The organism is Mangrovibacter phragmitis (genome assembly GCF_001655675.1).
GTDB classification, from domain to species: domain Bacteria; phylum Pseudomonadota; class Gammaproteobacteria; order Enterobacterales; family Enterobacteriaceae; genus Mangrovibacter; species Mangrovibacter phragmitis.
Window position 1 is genome coordinate 373,800 of record NZ_LYRP01000033.1, and the last position, 19,426, is coordinate 393,225.

The 19,426-nt window shown below is 49.7% G+C and carries 14 protein-coding genes and 7 tRNA genes; 5 read left to right on the forward strand and 16 right to left on the reverse strand.

Annotated features, from left to right (window positions below; all coding sequences use genetic code 11):
• Positions 1-70: 70 nt before the first annotated feature.
• The 3 genes from ybeY to miaB form a co-directional block, all read right to left on the reverse strand.
• Positions 71-538, reverse strand: coding sequence for an rRNA maturation RNase YbeY (ybeY, locus tag A9B99_RS17330; protein WP_064599655.1), 468 nt, complete (start codon positions 536-538; stop codon positions 71-73).
• On the reverse strand, positions 535-1,596 hold the full coding sequence (locus A9B99_RS17335) for a PhoH family protein (RefSeq protein ID WP_064599657.1): 1,062 nt from the start codon (positions 1,594-1,596) through the stop codon (positions 535-537). Before A9B99_RS17335 ends, ybeY begins: the two co-directional genes overlap by 4 nt.
• A 170-nt stretch (positions 1,597-1,766) precedes the next feature.
• On the reverse strand, positions 1,767-3,191 hold the full coding sequence (gene miaB / locus A9B99_RS17340; RefSeq protein ID WP_064599660.1) for a tRNA (N6-isopentenyl adenosine(37)-C2)-methylthiotransferase MiaB: 1,425 nt from the start codon (positions 3,189-3,191) through the stop codon (positions 1,767-1,769).
• A gap of 144 nt (positions 3,192-3,335) precedes the next feature.
• Between miaB and ubiF the strand changes: the two genes are divergently transcribed.
• Complete coding sequence (gene ubiF, locus A9B99_RS17345) at positions 3,336-4,511, forward strand: 3-demethoxyubiquinol 3-hydroxylase (RefSeq protein ID WP_064599661.1); 1,176 nt, start codon at positions 3,336-3,338, stop codon at positions 4,509-4,511.
• 167 nt (positions 4,512-4,678) lie between these two features.
• On the opposite strand, the gene A9B99_RS17350 is transcribed toward ubiF, so the two are convergent.
• The 13 genes from A9B99_RS17350 to nagB all read right to left on the reverse strand — a co-directional run bounded on the left by A9B99_RS17350 (position 4,679) and on the right by nagB (position 11,858).
• Positions 4,679-4,752: transfer RNA gene (locus tag A9B99_RS17350), tRNA-Gln, on the reverse strand.
• A gap of 32 nt (positions 4,753-4,784) precedes the next feature.
• Positions 4,785-4,858, reverse strand: a tRNA-Gln gene (locus tag A9B99_RS17355).
• Between the two features lie 6 nt (positions 4,859-4,864).
• Positions 4,865-4,941, reverse strand: a tRNA-Met gene (locus A9B99_RS17360).
• A 34-nt stretch (positions 4,942-4,975) separates the two neighbouring features.
• Positions 4,976-5,050: transfer RNA gene (locus A9B99_RS17365), tRNA-Gln, on the reverse strand.
• Between the two features lie 38 nt (positions 5,051-5,088).
• Positions 5,089-5,163: transfer RNA gene (locus tag A9B99_RS17370), tRNA-Gln, on the reverse strand.
• Positions 5,164-5,183: 20 nt separating this feature from the next.
• Positions 5,184-5,268: transfer RNA gene (locus A9B99_RS17375), tRNA-Leu, on the reverse strand.
• 7 nt (positions 5,269-5,275) lie between these two features.
• Positions 5,276-5,352: transfer RNA gene (locus A9B99_RS17380), tRNA-Met, on the reverse strand.
• Between the two features lie 162 nt (positions 5,353-5,514).
• Positions 5,515-5,649, reverse strand: coding sequence for a hypothetical protein (locus A9B99_RS24390; RefSeq protein ID WP_269448079.1), 135 nt, complete (start codon positions 5,647-5,649; stop codon positions 5,515-5,517).
• Positions 5,650-5,863: 214 nt separating this feature from the next.
• On the reverse strand, positions 5,864-7,528 hold the full coding sequence (asnB, locus tag A9B99_RS17385) for an asparagine synthase B (RefSeq protein WP_064599664.1): 1,665 nt from the start codon (positions 7,526-7,528) through the stop codon (positions 5,864-5,866).
• Positions 7,529-7,839: 311 nt separating this feature from the next.
• Positions 7,840-8,592 (reverse strand): HAD-IIA family hydrolase, encoded by a 753-nt coding sequence (locus A9B99_RS17390; protein WP_064599665.1) that lies wholly within the window; start codon positions 8,590-8,592, stop codon positions 7,840-7,842.
• Positions 8,593-8,654: 62 nt separating this feature from the next.
• Positions 8,655-9,875, reverse strand: a complete 1,221-nt coding sequence (gene nagC, locus A9B99_RS17395) for a DNA-binding transcriptional regulator NagC (protein WP_064599668.1) — start codon at positions 9,873-9,875, stop codon at positions 8,655-8,657.
• A gap of 7 nt (positions 9,876-9,882) precedes the next feature.
• Entirely contained in the window at positions 9,883-11,031 is a 1,149-nt protein-coding gene (gene nagA / locus A9B99_RS17400; RefSeq protein WP_064599669.1) for an N-acetylglucosamine-6-phosphate deacetylase, read from the reverse strand.
• Positions 11,032-11,057: 26 nt separating this feature from the next.
• Positions 11,058-11,858, reverse strand: a complete 801-nt coding sequence (nagB, locus tag A9B99_RS17405; RefSeq protein ID WP_064599671.1) for a glucosamine-6-phosphate deaminase — start codon at positions 11,856-11,858, stop codon at positions 11,058-11,060.
• Between the two features lie 327 nt (positions 11,859-12,185).
• On the opposite strand from nagB, the gene nagE reads away from it, so the two are divergent.
• From nagE to A9B99_RS17425, 4 genes are all read left to right on the forward strand, one after another.
• Positions 12,186-14,222 carry an N-acetylglucosamine-specific PTS transporter subunit IIBC gene (gene nagE, locus A9B99_RS17410; RefSeq protein ID WP_074388824.1) on the forward strand — a complete coding sequence of 679 codons (2,037 nt, stop codon included), beginning with the start codon at positions 12,186-12,188 and terminating at the stop codon, positions 14,220-14,222.
• A 176-nt stretch (positions 14,223-14,398) separates the two neighbouring features.
• Positions 14,399-16,066, forward strand: a complete 1,668-nt coding sequence (gene glnS / locus A9B99_RS17415) for a glutamine--tRNA ligase (protein WP_064599672.1) — start codon at positions 14,399-14,401, stop codon at positions 16,064-16,066.
• 287 nt (positions 16,067-16,353) lie between these two features.
• On the forward strand, positions 16,354-18,228 hold the full coding sequence (locus A9B99_RS17420) for a beta-glucoside-specific PTS transporter subunit IIABC (protein WP_064599675.1): 1,875 nt from the start codon (positions 16,354-16,356) through the stop codon (positions 18,226-18,228).
• Between the two features lie 162 nt (positions 18,229-18,390).
• Positions 18,391-19,395, forward strand: coding sequence for a LacI family DNA-binding transcriptional regulator (locus A9B99_RS17425; RefSeq protein ID WP_064599677.1), 1,005 nt, complete (start codon positions 18,391-18,393; stop codon positions 19,393-19,395).
• The last annotated feature ends 31 nt before the right edge of the window (positions 19,396-19,426 follow it).

The window sequence follows — 19,426 nt, forward strand, 5'->3', positions numbered from 1 at the left end:
AAACAACCGGCCCGGAGCAAACTCACCCGGCCGGCAATCATTTACATTTAAGAATAACAGCAAAATACCGTTATTCTTTCTCGGAAATGTACGGGTCAGCATAGCCAAGAGCAAGCATTATCTCTGTTTCCAGACTTTCCATCTCTTCGGCTTCATCATCTTCGATGTGATCGTAACCCAGCAAGTGCAGGCAACCATGTACTACCATATGCGCCCAGTGCGCTTCGGTAGTGATTTCCTGCTCCTGAGCTTCGCGCTCGACAACCTGGCGGCAAATCACCAGATCACCCAGCAGTGGCATTTCAATGCCCGGCGGGGCTTCAAACGGAAAAGAGAGCACGTTGGTTGGCCGGTCTTTACCACGGTAAGTATGGTTCAGCTCATGGCTTTCAGCTTCATCGACCAGGCGTACAGTGATTTCTGCTTCTTCCTGAAATTGCAGAATGGCTGCATCAGCCCAGCGCTGGAAGGCGGCTTCGTCTGGCAGCCCCTGATTGTTCTCACAGGCTAACTGGAGATCGACTATCACCTGGCTCATTTGTGCTCCTGCAGGCTGTTTTGGGCAGCAAGCGCTTCACGTTTACGTGTTTCGGCTAGTTCTGCCTTACGTTTCTGGTCGGCTTCTTCCCATGCTTCATAAGCATTAACAATGCGTGCAACCACCGGGTGGCGCACTACGTCTTCACTGTGGAAGAAGTTAAAACTAATTTCATCAACTTCAGACAGCACTTCAATGGCATGACGCAGGCCAGACTTGGTATTGCGTGGTAAGTCTATCTGGGTGACATCCCCGGTAATCACGGCTTTAGAGTTAAAACCAATACGTGTCAGGAACATTTTCATCTGCTCAATGGTGGTGTTCTGGCTTTCATCAAGAATAATGAATGCATCATTGAGGGTTCGCCCACGCATGTAAGCCAGTGGGGCAACTTCAATAACGTTGCGCTCCATAAGCTTTTCGACCCGCTCAAAACCCAGCATTTCAAACAGCGCATCGTACAGTGGCCGTAAATAAGGGTCGACCTTCTGGCTCAGGTCGCCTGGCAGGAAGCCCAGTTTTTCACCGGCTTCCACTGCCGGACGAGTGAGCAGAATGCGGCGAATTTCCTGGCGCTCCAGGGCATCGACTGCAGCAGCAACAGCAAGGTAGGTTTTACCAGTACCGGCAGGGCCAATACCAAAGGTAATATCATGATCAAGGATATGGGCAATATATTGCGCCTGGTTTGGCGTGCGTGGTTTGATGACACCGCGTTTGGTCTTGATATTAACCGCTTTGCCATATTCCGGCACACTTTCTGCAGCCTGCTCCAGCACCCGGAACTCTTTTATCGCAAGGTGAATATGTTCGGGGTCAATGTCTTTCGTCTGGCCGCGTACCGGGGCAGTATCAACATACAGATGACGCAGAATATCTGCTGCGGCATTGATAACCAGGCTGCCGCCGGTCAGTTTAAAATGGTTGTCACGGCGGTTAATTTCGATACCTAACCGGCGTTCCAGGTGTTTGATATTGTCATCAAACGGGCCACATAAGCTCAACAGCCGTTGGTTGTCTGCTGGCTCCAGCGTTAATTCGCGTGTTTCGATATTCAAACTTATCCTCTGGGTCACACAGGGCCTGTTAGCAAAGAAGACGCGCCGCACATGAGCGGCATGTGAAATTATTCCTGCCCATAAGGCTGGGCACAACACTTAAGGCGGATATGGGGATAGATTGCGCAGAATGCAAGGGGAACTGGCCCTGCGAAAGGGCCAGACCGACATCAAGGTTGCCAGGTACCTACACCCAGTTCATTTTCTTTACGGGTACGGGCAATGACAGACGCCGGAGATTCGGTGATACGCAACCCCATTTCGTCCTCAGTGCGCACCACTTTCCCGCGCAATGAGTTAGGGAAGACATCAACAATCTCGACATCGACAAACTTACCAATCATATCCGGTGTACCTTCAAAGTTAACCACCCGGTTATTTTCAGTACGCCCTGACAGCTCCATAATATTTTTGCGCGAAGGGCCTTCTACCAGTATACGCTGTGTGGTACCCAGCATCCGGCGGCTCCAGGCCATCGCTTGTTGGTTAATCCGCTCTTGCAGGATCCACAGGCGCTGTTTCTTCACCTCTTCGCTGACATCATCGACCATATCGGCTGCCGGGGTACCCGGGCGTGCAGAGAAGATAAAGCTGAAGCTCATGTCAAAATTAACATCGGCAATCAGTTTCATGGTCTGCTCGAAATCCTGTTCAGTTTCCCCAGGGAAACCAACGATAAAGTCAGAACTGATTTGGATATCCGGCCGTGCCGCACGTAGTTTACGAATGATAGCTTTATATTCCAGCGCAGTATGGGTGCGCCCCATCATATTCAGAACGCGATCTGCGCCACTTTGTACCGGTAAGTGCAGGAAGCTCACCAGTTCTGGTGTATCACGGTAGACTTCAATGATATCGTCAGTGAACTCAATTGGGTGGCTGGTGGTAAAGCGAATCCGGTCAATCCCGTCAATGGCCGCTACCAGGCGCAACAGTTCAGCAAAGGTGCAGATACCGCCATCAAAAGTTGGACCGCGGTAGGCATTGACGTTCTGGCCTAACAGGTTAACTTCACGCACACCTTGCGCCGCGAGCTGGGCGATTTCCAGCAGAATGTCGTCACTTGGGCGGCTGACTTCTTCTCCGCGGGTATAAGGCACCACACAGTAAGTACAGTACTTATTACAGCCTTCCATAATAGAAACGAAAGCCGTTGGCCCTTCTGCGCGGGGTTCCGGCAGTCGGTCAAACTTTTCGATTTCCGGGAAGCTGATATCCAGGACGGGGCTACGAGTGCCACTGACTTGTTTGATCATTTCCGGCAGGCGGTGCAGGGTTTGTGGCCCAAAAATAATATCGACATAATGGGCGCGCTGGCGAATATGCTCACCTTCTTGCGATGCTACGCAGCCACCTACACCAATAATGAGCTCAGGATTTTTGTCCTTTAATGTTTTCCAGCGGCCTAACTGATGGAAAACCTTCTCCTGTGCCTTTTCACGAATTGAACAGGTATTCAGCAGCAGAACATCTGCTTCTTCAGCCACTTCGGTCAGAGTAAAGCCGTGTGTGGTCTCCAGCAGACTGGCCATCTTCGATGAATCGTATTCGTTCATCTGACAGCCCCAGGTTTTGATATGCAGTTTTTTTGTCATTGACTCATTGCTCAGTTAACGCCAGGAATGCAGGGCGCGTATTGTAATGCTTTGGCGCTGTTGTGACCAGTAGGTGAGAGACAGACAGCGCACAGGATTGAAAATCCGGTACACTTAGCCCATGTGTGCTAAGGATAATTAACCATGACGAATCTATCCACTGACGTTGCGATTATTGGCGGCGGTATGGTTGGGGCGGCACTGGCCCTGGGGCTTGCCCAAAATGGCTTTACAGTCGCGCTTATTGAGCAGCAGACGCCAGCTGTTTTTAACCCGGAGTTACCCCCTGATGTGCGGGTCTCTGCGGTCAGTGCCGCGTCCATCGCTTTATTAAATAGCCTTGGGGTCTGGCAGTCTGTCACCGCCATGCGCAGCCACCCCTGGCGCGAGCTGGAAACATGGGAATGGGACAATGCCCGGGTGGTTTTTTCTGCCGGGGAATTAGGTGTGCCGGTTTTAGGTCATATGGTTGAAAATCCAGTATTGCAACGCGCATTGTGGGATGCCGTTTCGTCACATCCGGCGGTGACGTGCTTCTGCCCGGCAACATTGCGTTCGCTATCCACTGTTGCGAAAGGGCTGCAACTGGTACTCGATTCCGGAGAGATGCTCACTGCGCGGTTAGTGGTGGGTGCAGATGGTGCGCATTCCAAAGTACGCGAGATGGCAGGTATTGGTATTCATGGTTGGGAGTATGACCAGGCCTGCATGCTGATTACGGTAAAACGGCCACAGGAATCAGGAGACCGTACCTGGCAGCAATTTACGCCAGACGGGCCCAGGGCGTGGTTACCACTAATGGGAAATTATGGTTCGGTTGTCTGGTATGACAAGCCAGCGCGCATTCAGGCGCTGAATAAATTGCCTTTGGTACAACTGGCGAATGAAATCCGGGCTCATTTTCCTGCACGTATTGGCGAGACCGTGGTGGTTGCCCGGGGAGCATTTCCGCTGGTGCGCCGCCACGCGTGGCGCTATGTCAAACAAGGTGTGGCTCTGATTGGCGATGCGGCACACACTATTCACCCGCTGGCGGGGCAGGGCGTTAACCTGGGATACCGTGATGTTGAAGCATTACTTGATGTGCTGATTAATGCCCGTAGTTATGGTGAGGACTGGTCATCCAAAAACGTGTTGCTGCGTTACCAGGCCCGTCGCTACCCCGACAATATATTGATGCAAACCGGGATGGATCTGTTCTATGCCAGTTTCTCTAACCGGCTGGGGCCGGTAAAGCTGGCCCGGAATTTAGGCCTGATGGCGGCAGCGAATGCCGGAAAGGTCAAAACACAGGTGCTGAAATATGCAATTGGTTTGTAGCCGGAGCTGAGTTCTGTGCCCGGTGGTTGCCGCCGGGCTTTTCTGCGGCGGGTTTGAATAAGCCTGAACTCAGTAAATGACTGTTCGGGAAACTACAGTTCAGTAAACTACAGTTCAGTAAACTACAGATGTAAAAAAAGCCCGATAAACGGGCTTTTTCTATTGAGTGGCTGGGGTGCAGGGATTCGAACCCCGGATGGCGGAATCAGAATCCGCTGCCTTACCGCTTGGCGACACCCCAACAGGTGCGTTACAAGTAACGTCTTTTAAATTTGGCTGGGGTACAGGGATTCGAACCCCGGATGGCGGAATCAGAATCCGCTGCCTTACCGCTTGGCGATACCCCAAGAAAATGGTGGCTACGACGGGAATCGAACCTGTGACCCCAGCATTATGAGTGCTGTGCTCTAACCAGCTGAGCTACGTAGCCAAATTGTACTGCTATTGACCAGCCCGAAAACGACTGGCTGGGGTACCTGGATTCGAACCAGGGAATGCCGGTATCAAAAACCGGTGCCTTACCGCTTGGCGATACCCCAACGACTGACGCGTTTCCACGCAGGAGTCGCAAAAAAAATGGCTGGGGTACCTGGATTCGAACCAGGGAATGCCGGTATCAAAAACCGGTGCCTTACCGCTTGGCGATACCCCATCCGACAACGCTAACGGAAATGGTGCGGGAGGCGAGACTTGAACTCGCACACCTTGCGGCGCCAGAACCTAAATCTGGTGCGTCTACCAATTTCGCCACTCCCGCAAAAAGATGGTGGCTACGACGGGAATCGAACCTGTGACCCCAGCATTATGAGTGCTGTGCTCTAACCAGCTGAGCTACGTAGCCATCTTTTTTCGCGTTACCTTATCGGCGTTGCGGGGCGCATTATGCGTATTGGGCCTTGCAGCGTCAACACATTTTTTCCCGAAAAGTGGCTCTGAATGTCTGTTTGACTATCTTGCGAACGACTTGGCGTGATAATCAACAAAATCTCACGACTTTTATAAATCATCTGGTTAAAAAGTCATCATTATCAGTGATAAAGTTTTTTGCGCGCCAGCCGGCAATCGCCTGAGGAATACGGTATTGCAGAAATGCCTGGCGAGATAACAGTTCTGGCTTATGTGCGTTTGCTGCCCGCATAAAAAATGCCCGCATATAGCGGGCATTCATATTGATGAAAAAGAAGGAAAAAACGTGGTTTTTCCTTCTTTTTAGTTAGAAGCCGAAAATCAATGAATTGATTTCCCAGACTTTTTATTGGGTGAGAACCTCTCGTTTTGTGCGGACATGAGGTTTGCCATCAGCCTTAATGCCCGCATATAGCGGGCATTGGCAGTGAAATTGTATCGCAGTGTTATTTATATGCAGACTGGTGCACACCAACAGCACGGCCTGATGGATCGTTCATCGCTTTGAATGATTCATCCCATTCAATGGCTTTGGCAGAAGAGCAGGCAACTGACGGGCCACCTGGTACACACTCAGCCGCACTGGGTACCGGGAACAGTTCTTCAAAAATTTCACGGTACAGGTAACCTTCTTTAGAGGTTGGTGTGTTGTACGGGAAACGGAAGTGAGCGGTTTCCAGTTGCTGGTCGGTAACTTGTTCTGCAGCCACTTCTTTCAGTGTGTCAATCCAGCTATAGCCAACACCGTCTGAGAACTGCTCTTTCTGGCGCCATGCCACACTGGCCGGCAGATAGGATTCAAAACATTCACGCAGAATGTGTTTTTCCATTTTGCCGTTGCCGCACATTTTATCTTGCGGGTTGATACGCATTGCCACATCAAGGAATTTTTTATCCAGGAAAGGAACGCGCGCTTCCACACCCCATGCAGACATGGCTTTGTTCGCACGGGCGCAGTCAAACATATGCAGTGCCTGCAATTTACGCACAGTTTCTTCATGGAGCTCTTTAGCATTGGGCGCTTTATGGAAATAGAGGTAGCCGCCAAATACTTCATCAGAACCTTCACCGGACAGCACCATTTTGATGCCCATTGCTTTGATTTTACGTGACATCAGGTACATTGGCGTGGAGGCGCGAATGGTGGTGACATCATAAGTTTCAATGTGATAAATGACATCACGAATGGCATCCAGACCTTCCTGCACCGTGAAGTGAATTTCATGATGCACCGTACCCAGGTGGTCAGCCACTTCCTGCGCTGCTTTCAGGTCAGGCGAACCTTCCAGACCAACGGCGAATGAATGCAGTTGCGGCCACCAGGCTTCGCTGCGTTCCTGATCTTCTACGCGGCGTGCGGCAAATTTCTTGGTGATAGCCGAAATAACAGATGAATCCAGACCGCCAGACAACAGTACGCCATAGGGTACGTCAGACATCAAATGGCTTTTTACTGAATCTTCCAGAGCCTGGCGTAATTGGTTTTTGTCCGTCACGTTGTCTTTGACAGCGTCGTACTCAAACCAGTCACGCTGGTAGTACTGGCGAATTTCACCGTCTTTGCTCCACAGGTAACTTCCCGGAGGGAATTCGCTGATGGTGCGGCAAACCGGTACCAGTGCTTTCATTTCTGATGCGACATAGAAGTTGCCGTGTTCGTCATGGCCCATATATAACGGAATAATACCGATATGGTCGCGGCCAATCAGATATGCATCCTGTTCGCTGTCATATAACGCAAAGGCGAACATACCCTGCAGGTCATCGAGGAACTCCGGGCCTTTTTCTTTATACAGCGCCAGAATGACTTCGCAGTCAGAACCTGTCTGGAAAGCATAGCGGTCAGCGTATTCAGCACGCAGAGCCTGGTGGTTATAAATTTCACCATTGACTGCCAGCGCATGAGTGTGTTCCGGGTTATACAGTGGCTGGGCACCGGCGTTAACGTCGACAATGGACAGACGTTCATGGGCAAGAATCGCTTTGTCACAGGCATAAACGCCGGACCAGTCCGGGCCACGGTGACGCATCAGGCGGGATAACTCCAGTGCTTTTTTTCGTAATTCAGCCGGGTCGGTTTTAATATCCAGCACACCAAAAATCGAACACATACACTTCTCCGTTTAACCGAACTGGGCGGTGATGTTGTTTTATCTATATTGTGCAGCAAATCCTGTCTGCCGCATTCCGTAAGTAAGAAAATGCCCCAATGTGCATAATGGTGCAAGCCTTTTCAGGGCTCAAAAAATAAAAGTTAACCTGCTGCTGCGGAAAAGTGATTTTTTATATGATTGTGGCGTCTTGAATTAACGAATCTTCACTATTTTCTTTGTTTTGTTAGATAAACATTAATTGTGCTGTTTTGGTGCGCAGATAACAAAAACGGCGCATGTGCGCCGTCAGAAGTTGTGGTGGACGAAAATCAGAGAATGTCTATTTCAGCAACAGAAGGGTAAATCCAGGTTGGGCGGAAAGGCACATTATCTATGTCGTCCATACTGGAAACACCGGATAAAACCAGAATGGTTTCCAGCCCGGCCTGGAAGCCTGCCAGAATATCTGTACGCAGGTTGTCACCGACAATAACCGTGTGCTCTGAATGTGCCTGCATTTTGTTCAGCGCAGAGCGGATTATCCACGGGCTGGGTTTACCAACATAAAACGGTTTTCGCCCGGATATTTTCTCAATACCGGCACACAATGCACCACAGGCAGGGTAAAACCCCCGCCCATGGGTGTCCGGGTTGGTGGCAATGAACCGGGCGCCGTTCGCGACAAAATAGGCTGCTTTATGCATCATTTCCCAGTTATACGACCGGGTTTCACCGACAATGACAAAGTCAGGGTTAATGTCTGTAATGGTAAACCCGGCTTTATAGAGTTCGTGAATCAATGCGCCTTCACCCACTACATAGGCTTTTTTACCTTCCTGACGGCGCAGAAAGTCTGCAGTCGCCATGGCCGAGGTGTAAAACACGGAGTCTGGCACTTCAATACCGGCTGCAGAGAACCGGTTAGCCAGATCCTGGCCTGTTTGTGAAGGGTAGTTGGTCAGTAAAACCAGCGGGAAACCTTTGCTCATGATGCGCGCCAGAAATTCACTGGCGCCAGGCACGGCGACATTGTCGTGCATCAGCACACCATCAATATCGCAAATCACGTTCTGGATGGTCATTCGATACTCTTTATCAGCACATTCAAGGGGCTAACTATAGCCTGGAACAGACGAAAATCCTGTTAATTTTCCAACAAACGCTGGAGAAGCGCGCCGTTCAGCATAGCGCGTTTAACCAGTGCAAACGCGCCGATCGCTGAGCGGTCATTCAGTTGAGAACGGACAACAGGGAGTTTTGTCCGGAATGCATTCAGTGCCTGAGTGTTGATACAAGCCTGAATGGTTGGCATCAGTATCTTTTCTGCTTCTACCAGTTCACCAGCAATGACGACTTTTTGCGGGTTAAACAGGTTGATGGCAATAGCGATTGCTTTCCCCAGTTGGCGGCCAACATGTTCAATCACTTCTGTCGCCAGTGTGTCGCCTTTGTTGGCGGCCTTACAGATACTGGCAATATCGCAGTCATCAAGGGATAAACGGCTGGGATAGCCTTGCTCAAGACGCTGGCGCACCCGGTTTTCAATAGCAGCGTTTGCAGCGATGGTTTCCAGGCAACCAAAGTTGCCGCAGTGGCAACGCTCACCTAGCGGGTCGACCTGAATATGACCAATTTCACCCACGTTGCCATTGCGGCCAATAAATATCTGCCCGTTAGAGATAATGCCAGCCCCGGTTCCCCGGTGCACACGCACCAAAATGGTGTCATCACAATCCCGGGTTGCGCCAAAATAGTGCTCGGCGAGCGCCAGGCTGCGAATGTCGTGACCGACAAAACAGGTGATATTGAATTTTTTTTCCAGAACGGACACCAGCGGCCACTCGTTGACCGGGAGGTGAGGCATATAGCGCACCACACCTGTATCTGGCTCAACAAGCCCTGGAAGTATCACAGAGATAGCAATTAACTCCCGGATTTTGCGCTGATTATTATTGATAAATGTAGTGAGAGTTTTCAGCAACGCATCTTGTAACGTTTCCTGAGTACGCTCGGGAAGTGGAAAATGTTCTTCAGCCAGTGCGCGGGCACTTAAATCAAATAAAGTCAGTGTGGCATCATGGCGGCCAAGCCGCACCCCAATTGCCTGGAACAGACGTGTTTCAGTAATGATAGAAATGGCACGTCGCCCGCCGGTTGACGCCTGCTGATCGACTTCTTTAATTAACCCGCGCTCAAGTAACTGGCGGGTAATCTTGGTGACACTGGCGGGTGCCAGATGGCTGAGTTCGGCTATCTGAATACGTGATATGGGGCCTGCCTGATCAATCAGACGGTAAACCGCCGCACTATTCAGTTGTTTTACCAAATCCACATTGCCAATTTGTGCTTGTCCGCCAGTTGTCATGCCTTACTTACTCTGCAACGACCTCGTTACCATTAACGATGGTCTTAATAATATGATAATCACGGGTAAACACGGTTAAATTGGCCACTTTGCCCGGCTCAATTGTTCCAAGATGTTTGTCCATGCCAATAGCTCGCGCCGGGTAGAGTGTTGCCATCCGCAGTGCTTCGTCCAGCGCAATGTTAACGTGCTCAACCAGATTGCGTATTCCCTCAATCATAGTCAGTGATGAACCACTCAATGTGCCGTTTTCATCTACGCAGAGCCCGTTACGATAGTATATTGTTTTACCAGCAAAAATGAACTGGTCGATGTTTGCACCTGCTGGTGCGGTTGCATCTGTGACCAGGCATAGCTTGTCTTTTTTCACTTTTTTCGCAGTGCGTATGTTGGCAAAATCAACATGAAGGCCATCGGCAATAACACCGCACCACACATCTTCTTCGTCAAAAATTGCGCCGGTCAGGCCGGGCTCACGCCCAGTGATATAAGGCATTGCGTTAAATAAATGCGTAGCAAAACTAATACCGGCGCGGAATCCTGCTTTGGCTTCGCGCAAAGTGGCATTGGAGTGCCCGGCGGAAACGACAATACCTGCACTGACTAACTGCTTAATAACCTCTGCCGGTACTTTTTCCGGGGCGAGCGTGATTTTGGCAATGACATCAGCATTCTGGCAGAGAAAATCAACCAACTGGCTTTCCGGCAACCGAATGTATTCCGGGTTATGTGTTCCTTTTTTCTTGATATTTAACCAGGGGCCTTCAAGATGCAGACCAAGTGCCTGATTCTGATGTTTGCTCAGATAATCACGCATCACATTAACTCCCTGCATCATCAGGGCGTCACTGCAAGTAATCAGGGTCGGCAGGAAACTGGTACAACCGGACTTTTCGTTGGCGGCTTGCATAATTTCCAGCGTTTTCACACTGACGGCTTCAGCTGTGTCGTTGAACTGTACGCCACCGCAACCGTTGAGCTGCACATCAATAAAACCAGGGGAAATAATGGCGCCGTTCACGCCATGTTGGGCCAGCGTATCGGGCAGTTCGGACACTGGGCAGATACGGTCAATCAGACCATTGGCAATGACCACTGCATGGTCATCGAGAACTTCTCGGCCGGTATAAATCCGGCCCTGGGTTAAAGCGTACATAATTTCCCCCGGTTAATAGCGTGAGCTTAAAGATCTTTAATATTTTCAGCTTCTAATTCATTGAAATATTTCAATGTTTTTACTTTCAATTCCATCGTTGACGGCTCGTCACAAACGATAACAGCTTTAGGATGGAGTTGCAGGCAACTGATTGTCCACATGTGGTTGACATTGCCTTCCACTGCAGCCTGCAATGCCTGGGCTTTTACCTGGCCCAGCGCCAGAATCATGACTTCTTCGGCATCAAGCAATGTGCCTACACCGACAGTGAGCGCATATTTTGGCACCTGGCTGACATCACCACCAAAGAAACGTGAGTTGGCAACCCGGGTTTCGTGTGTCAACGTCTTGATTCTGGTCCGTGAGGCCAGAGAAGATGCCGGCTCATTAAAGGCAATGTGCCCATCGTTACCCACCCCGCCCATGAAAAGGTGGATTTTTCCATAAGCACGGATTTTTTCCTCATATTGACGGCATTCTGCATCAATATCGGGTGCGTTACCATTCAACAGGTTGATATTTTCTTCCGGGATATCAACGTGTTCAAAGAAGTTGCGGTACATAAAACTGTGGTAGCTTTCCGGATGTTCTTTAGGTAAGCCGACATATTCGTCCATATTAAACGTGACTACATGCTTAAAACTAACCTGGCCTGCTTTGTGCATGTCAACAAGTGCTTTATACGCTTCAAGCGGCGTGCCTCCCGTAGGCAGGCCGAGAACAAAAGGGCGTTCAGCGGTAGGTTTAAAGGCATTGATGCGGTTAACGATATGGCGTGCTGCCCATTTGCCAACTTGCTGTGGTGTAGCCAGGGGAATCAGTCTCATTGTTCACCTCATGAAGATAGAAAGAAACAGAAAAGCCGAATTGAGTTGCTCTAAAGTGTAATGCTCCGTCAGTCGAAGAGCGAACAGGGTCAATCCGTCTCGATTTTTCGAATGATAAAATAAGTTTTGGTTTCAGGCCAGTTAAAAGGGAGGTAATAAGAGAATTTTGGTGATTTTTATCACAAATGAGTGTAATTAATTTGCGATGCGAATTATTTTTTCACACACTCTGGATGTAATATCAAAAGCTGTGCAGGTATTTCAGTGCCAGTCAAAATAAAAACAGACAGTTAGATAAGACTTATCGGGTCTTACAAGGGGGAATATGTGAGTGTTTTAGGTTATTTACAACGCGTTGGTCGCGCGCTCATGGTGCCTGTTGCGACCTTGCCTGCCGCGGCAATACTCATGGGGGTTGGCTACTGGATTGACCCGGTTGGTTGGGGAAGTCAAAGTGCGCTGGCGGCGTTCTTCATCAAATCCGGTTCGGCCATCATTGATAATATGTCAGTGCTGTTTGCTATTGGTGTGGCTTACGGTATGTCTAAAGACAAAGATGGTGCGGCTGCACTGACTGGCTTTGTCGGTTTTCTGGTTCTGACAACATTATGTTCACCGGCGGCTGTGTCCCTGATTCAAAAGATTCCTGTCGACCAGGTTCCGGCTGCTTTCGGTAAAATCCAAAACCAGTTTGTTGGTATCCTTGTTGGGATAATTTCTGCTGAACTCTATAACCGCTTCAGTGGCGTTGAACTGCCTAAAGCACTCTCTTTCTTTAGTGGCCGCCGGTTGGTACCCATCCTGACTTCCTTCGTGATGATTGTTGTTGCGTTCATCATGATGTACACATGGCCTATTATTTTTGGTGGCCTGGTTAATTTTGGTGAGCATATCCAGAGACTGGGTTCAGTGGGTGCCGGGATTTACGCTTTCTTTAACCGTTTGTTGATTCCGGTTGGTTTGCATCATGCACTGAACTCCGTGTTCTGGTTCGATGTCGCAGGTATCAACGATATTCCTAATTTCCTTGGTGGCGCTCAGTCTATTGAAGCGGGCAAGGCGATCCCGGGCATTACTGGCCGCTACCAGGCTGGCTTCTTCCCAATCATGATGTTCGGTTTGCCTGGTGCGGCTCTGGCTATTTACCATTGCGCCCGCCCGGAAAACAAAGCAAAAGTGTTAGGGATCATGATGGCGGGGGCGTTTGCAGCCTTCTTTACGGGGATAACTGAACCGTTAGAATTCTCCTTCATGTTCGTTGCGCCTGTACTGTATGTGATTCACGCTATCCTGACGGGGATTTCTGTTTATATCGCAGCCTCTATGCACTGGATTGCCGGTTTTGGCTTTAGTGCCGGTTTGGTGGATATGGTGCTTTCTTCGCGTAACCCACTGGCTACGCACTGGTACATGCTGATACCTCAGGGGCTGGTGTTCTTCGCTATTTACTATGTGGTGTTCCGTTTCACTATCACCAAATTCAACCTGATGACGCCGGGCCGTGAACTGGCGGTTGCCGGAAGCGAAGCTGATGGTGAAGACACAAATGTCAGCAAAGGTGGTGCATCGAAAGAGCAGAACGCAGCTCAACTTGCCCGCCAGTATATTGCTGCCGTGGGGGGCTCTGATAACCTGACTGCCATTGACGCCTGTATTACGCGGTTACGCCTGAATGTGAAAGACTCTTCTTTGGTTAATGAAGCGATGGCGAAACGACTGGGCGCAACCGGTGTGATTCGTCTGAATAAAACCAGCGTGCAGATCATTGTCGGTTTTATCGCAGAGAAAATTGCCAATGCCATGAAAACTACCGGGCACGTAGAAGCCGCACCAGCGCCAGCACCAGCACCAGCACCAGCACAGAGTGGTGCTAAATTGCAGTCTGTTCCCACTTCAACGGCAGAAACTGTAGTTTCACTGGTATCGCCGGTTACCGGTGCGATTGTTGCTCTTGAGCAGGTGCCAGATGAAGCCTTTGCCAGTAAAGCAGTTGGCGATGGTGTGGCAATTAAACCGACCGACAGTATGGTTGTTGCTCCGGCAGCGGGGACTATTGTGAAAATCTTCAATACCAACCACGCATTCTGCCTGGAAACTGAAGGTGGTGCCGAACTGGTTGTGCATATGGGGATTGATACTGTCGCACTGAACGGTAAAGGTTTCACGCGCCTTGTTGAAGAAGGCGAAACTGTAACTGCCGGGCAACCGGTGCTGCAGTTAGATCTTGATTACCTGAATGCCAATGCCCGCTCCATGATTAGCCCGGTTGTCTGCAGTAATATCGACGACTTCGCTGGCCTGGAATTAAAAGCAGAAGGCCAGGTTATCGCCGGGCAGACTATTTTGTTCGACATTAAAAAGTAATTAATCCCGCCTGATACGTAAATCAACGGCTGAAGGTTTTCTTCAGCCGTTTTTTACGCCTGCAGTAACTACGCAGAGCAATAAATCCAGAATTATTGCAACATAAAGGTTGTTTCCACGCGCCGCTTATTAGATCATTCTCCGTTAAATGATGTTTACGCTTTGAGGACTCTGCGATGAGTGAGGCTGAAGCCCGCCCAACAAATTTTATCCGCCAGATAATCGATGAAGATCTGGCTGCTGGTAAGCATGACCATATTTGCACCCGTTTTCCGCCAGAACCCAACGGTTATTTGCATATCGGCCATGCCAAGTCGATTTGCCTGAATTTTGGTATTGCGCAAGATTACCAGGGGCAATGTAATCTGCGTTTTGACGATACTAACCCGGTTAAAGAAGACATCGAATATGTTGAATCAATCAAACACGATGTGCAGTGGTTAGGCTTCCAGTGGGCTGGTGATGTCCATTACTCATCCGATTACTTTGATCAGTTGTACCAGTATGCGCTGGAATTAATTAACAAAGGCCTGGCCTATGTTGATGAGCTGACTCCGGAACAAATCCGTGAATATCGTGGTACGCTGACAGCGCCCGGGAAAAACAGCCCTTACCGTTCACGTAGTGTTGAAGAGAACCTGGCGTTATTTGAAAAAATGCGTGCTGGTGGGTTCGAGGAAGGCACCGCTTGCCTGCGCGCCAAAATCGATATGGCCTCGCCATTCATGGTGATGCGCGACCCGGTGATTTACCGTATCAAATTTGCAGAACACCATCAGACCGGGAATAAATGGTGCATTTACCCGATGTACGACTTCACCCATTGTATTTCTGATGCGCTGGAAGGTATTACACATTCTCTGTGTACGCTGGAGTTCCAGGATAACCGCCGTTTGTACGACTGGGTGCTGGATAACATTACGATTCCGGCTCACCCGCGCCAGTATGAATTCTCACGCCTGAATCTTGAATATGCGGTTATGTCCAAGCGTAAACTGAATTTACTGGTCACTGAGAAAATTGTTGAAGGTTGGGATGATCCTCGTATGCCAACCATCTCTGGTTTGCGCCGCCGTGGTTATACTCCGGCTTCAGTGAGAGAATTTTGTAAGCGTATCGGTATTACTAAACAGGATAATACCGTGGAGATGGCAGCGCTCGAAGCCTGTATCCGTGAAGACCTGAACGAACATGCGCCTCGGGCAATGGCTGTGATTGATCCCGTAAAAGTGGTCATTGAAAACTACCCGCAAGGGCAGAGTGAAATGATAACCATGGCTAACCATCCGAATAACCCGGATATGGGCAGCCGTGAAGTGGCATTCAGTGGCGAAGTCTTTATCGACCGTGCAGATTTCCGTGAAGAAGCGAATAAGCAATACAAACGCCTGGTGCTGGGTAAAGAAGTGCGCTTGCGTAATGCGTATGTGATTAAAGCCGAGCGTGTTGAGAAAGATGACGAAGGGAATATCACCACCATTTTCTGCAGTTACGATGCAGACACGCTGAGTAAAGACCCGGCAGATGGGCGCAAGGTGAAAGGGGTTATTCACTGGGTGAGTGCAGCCCATGCATTGCCAGTGGAGATTCGTTTGTATGACCGCCTGTTCAGTGTTGCGAACCCTGGTGGTGCAGATGATTTCCTGTCAACAGTCAATCCGGAATCCCTGGTGATTAAACAAGGCGTGGCAGAGATGAGCCTGAAATCCGCCCAGCCTGGTAAAGCGCTGCAATTTGAGCGTGAAGGTTACTTCTGCCTGGATGAGCGCTACAGCACAACCGAAAAACGGGTATTCAACCGCACTGTTGGGTTGCGTGATACCTGGGCGAAAATCGCTGGTTAATTGTTTGAATCCCCCGGACATTACCGGGTGAGAACTGACCGTAGTCGTGGTGCGCGACTGCGGTTTTTTTTTTACCTGTAACAGACATTTTTTGCACTATCCCCTGAGAGCGTTCCCGCCAGTACGCGTCATTATGCACAGCGGTTAGCACCATAAATTCAACGGATTTATCCATAAGCTGATTCTGTGAGAATTGCCGCAATTCTCTCTGAAACCGGTTGCAGAGGTAGTGCATATTCAGTCAGTCTGAAACCGGTTGCAGAGAGCAAACAAACAAAGGATCAGCTATGGGCACTATCAGAGATTACAGCGCGCTGGCAAACAATATTCTCACTGAAGTTGGTGGGGAAGCGAATCTGGTAAGCTTCTCCCGTTGCGCAACTCGATTACGTTTGGTGTTAAAGGAAGTTCCCGAATCGGCTATTGAGCGGGTAAAAAATCTTACTGGTGTAATTACCGTTGTCCTGAGCGGGGGCCAGTTCCAGGTGGTTATTGGCACTCATGTCGCCGATGTATATCAGGCATTTTCCGGGCTGGTTGACAGCGACACGTTAACCAATGCTACAACAGAGAAAAAACGCCCGCTGGATGCTGTTGTGGCAACGATGTCGGCGGTTTTTGCGCCCGTTATTTACGTGCTGGCCGCTGCGGGTTTGTTGCAAGGGTTGCTTATCATCATCAATTATTTCTCCGCATCCTTTCATACAACAGGCACTTTTGGCGTACTGAATTTTATCTCATGGACACCGTTTGCATTTCTGCCGGTTTTCATTGCGATAACGGCCGCAAAACATTTTAAGTGCAATACCTATATCGCCGTGTTGTGCTGCTGTGCATTAATCAACCCGGACTGGGCAGTTATTGCCGGAAAAATAGCCAGTGGCGAAGGCTTTACTTTCCTCGGTATTCCGTTAGCGAAGACAGTTTATACCTCATCTGTGTTACCGCCGCTGTTTCTGGTTTGGGGACTGGCGCACCTGGATCGCCTGGTATTACGAGCTTTACCTGATGTGGTGGCTCCGCTATTCACACCATTAGTTTGTGTTGTTGTTATGGTTCCTTTAACGCTGGTGGTGATTGGGCCTGTGACGGCGGGGCTGGCAAATGGTATTGCACATGGCTATAACTGGCTGTTCAATGCGGCCCCACCACTGGCTGCGGCGGTGATAGGCGGTGTATGGCAGGTTATTGTTATTTTCGGTGTCCATTGGGGGATTACTCCTGTCATCATGGCTAACTTTGATATGTATGGCCGTGACTCTTTCCAGGCGTTCCAGACGATGGCTGTTGTGGCGCAAATGGCTGCAGCCTTTGCCTGTGCGATGAAAACCCGCCAGGCCGCATTCCGTCCGGTTGCCTGGTCTGCCGGGTTAACCGGGGTGTTTGGCATTACTGAACCCGCGATTTATGGTGTCACTTTACGCCTGAAAAAACCGTTTATTTGCGGCTGTATCGGTGGGGCTACTGGGGCATGCGTCGCCAGTTTCTTTGGCAGTTATTACTACGCGTATGCCGGGCTCCCGGGGTTGCTGACCATTATGAATGCTATCAGCCCGGAAAACCCCCAGTCGTTCATTGGTGAGCTGGTGGGGCTTGGCGTGACAGTGGCGGTGACTTTCGCTCTGGTGTTTATGGTGGGCTTTACGGAACCGGAAATGCCGGAAAATAAACAAAACGCGCCAGAACCACACGCTAAAGAACATGTGCCCAGTGAACTGGTTTTAAATAGCCCGGTTTCAGGGACGCTGGTTTCCCTGAGCCAGGTTAACGATGAAACCTTTGCCAGCAAGCTGCTGGGTGATGGCATTGCTATTTTACCTGACAACGGCGTCATTGTTGCCCCCTGCGATGGGGAAGTGGCTTCGGTCATTGACTCTCAACATGCTGTCGGGATGCTGTGCGCGAATGGTGCTGAACTACTTATTCATGTGGGCCTTGATACAGTGAAGCTCCAGGGCGCACATTTCACCACGCTGGTTAAAACAGGTGACTATGTGACCGCCGGTACCCCGTTGATTCAGTTCGATAAAGAAAAGGTAATTGAAGCGGGCTATGACATTACGACGCCGGTACTGGTGGTGAACAGCGATGAACATGCTTTGCTATTTCACCAGCAGTCGGGCAGGGTTGATAGCGGTAACCCTTTATTTTCTGTTGCTTAAATACTCGGGGTCCAGCATTACTGGCCCCACTCTTGTTGCCGCAAAATTGAAACGGCACGCGAAACCCATTACAGTCGTGTAGCCCTGAATACATCTGCCAGTTTTCAGGGCTCAGGCTAACCTGCCTTTCAGGCCGTAGATAATTTGGGGAGTCGTTTTTCAATGGTAAAAATGCTGGATGTCGCGAAAGCCGCCGGGGTATCTAAATCTACCGTGTCCCGGGTGTTGAATGGTAAAGACATCGTCAGTGATGAAATTAAACGCCTGGTGTTTAAAGCCATTGAAGAAACTGGCTACCGGCCTAATTTGTTGGCCCAGCAACTGGCGACGCAGAAAACACGGTTAGTGGGTTTTGTGATGACCAATGCTTTATACAATGGCCCTTATTTCTCAACACTAATTTATGGTGCAGCAACCTGGAGCGAACAATACCAGCATCAGCTTATTTTTGCCGATGGTAAGCACTCAGCAGAAGATGAAACGGCGGCTATTGATTACCTGGTGCGCATGAAATGCGCTGGTATTATGGTTTACCCGCAATACCTTACTCCGGATAAACTGGATGCGATTATTGATGCCAGCCCGGTTCCGGTTATTGTCCTCAACCGCACATTACCCCGCCATCCTGAATGCGCTATCAGCGTCCTGCACTATCAATGTGCCCGAATGATGATGGCCTTTATTCTGGATATGGGGCACCGCAACATCGCCTGGATAAGCGGCAGGAATGGGTCTCCAACCAATATTATGCGTTATCAGGCGTATTTAGATGCGTTATCTGAACAGGGTCTTACTCCTGAACCTGCTCTGGCAGTGGCCGGTGACTGGAGTATGGAAAGTGGTTATGCCGCTGCACGGCAACTGATTGAGCAGGCAGTTCCCTTTAGCCTGATCCTTGCCGGTAATGATGATATGGCATTAGGGGCCATGAAAGCGCTGCAAGAGGCGGGAATTGCGGTGCCTGGCGATATTTCTGTTGCCGGGTTTGATGATTCGCGCATTGGCGGTTTTGTTTCTCCTGCACTCACCACCATTAAAATCCCCTTGACTGACATGGTCAAACTGGCCGTTGAACGTTTGTTAGGTATCTCACCGCATACAGATAAATCTTGCGTGAGTTTACCCGGTGAACTGGTCATTCGCGATTCAGTAAAGAACCTCAATTAACCTGTCTGGTTGTTTTCACTTTTCTGACTGC

What these genes read in the sequence shown, in the direction of transcription:
- A9B99_RS17420 (WP_064599675.1), top strand. Translation starts at nt 16,354, where the DNA reads ATGGGCACTATCAGAGATTACAGCGCGCTGGCAAACAATATTCTCACT.
- miaB (WP_064599660.1), bottom strand. Translation starts at nt 3,191, where the DNA reads ATGACAAAAAAACTGCATATCAAAACCTGGGGCTGTCAGATGAACGAA.
- glnS (WP_064599672.1), top strand. Translation starts at nt 14,399, where the DNA reads ATGAGTGAGGCTGAAGCCCGCCCAACAAATTTTATCCGCCAGATAATC.
- nagC (WP_064599668.1), bottom strand. Translation starts at nt 9,875, where the DNA reads ATGACAACTGGCGGACAAGCACAAATTGGCAATGTGGATTTGGTAAAA.
- nagA (WP_064599669.1), bottom strand. Translation starts at nt 11,031, where the DNA reads ATGTACGCTTTAACCCAGGGCCGGATTTATACCGGCCGAGAAGTTCTC.
- ybeY (WP_064599655.1), bottom strand. Translation starts at nt 538, where the DNA reads ATGAGCCAGGTGATAGTCGATCTCCAGTTAGCCTGTGAGAACAATCAG.
- asnB (WP_064599664.1), bottom strand. Translation starts at nt 7,528, where the DNA reads ATGTGTTCGATTTTTGGTGTGCTGGATATTAAAACCGACCCGGCTGAA.
- A9B99_RS17425 (WP_064599677.1), top strand. Translation starts at nt 18,391, where the DNA reads ATGGTAAAAATGCTGGATGTCGCGAAAGCCGCCGGGGTATCTAAATCT.
- nagB (WP_064599671.1), bottom strand. Translation starts at nt 11,858, where the DNA reads ATGAGACTGATTCCCCTGGCTACACCACAGCAAGTTGGCAAATGGGCA.
- A9B99_RS17390 (WP_064599665.1), bottom strand. Translation starts at nt 8,592, where the DNA reads ATGACCATCCAGAACGTGATTTGCGATATTGATGGTGTGCTGATGCAC.
- ubiF (WP_064599661.1), top strand. Translation starts at nt 3,336, where the DNA reads ATGACGAATCTATCCACTGACGTTGCGATTATTGGCGGCGGTATGGTT.
- A9B99_RS24390 (WP_269448079.1), bottom strand. Translation starts at nt 5,649, where the DNA reads ATGCGGGCAGCAAACGCACATAAGCCAGAACTGTTATCTCGCCAGGCA.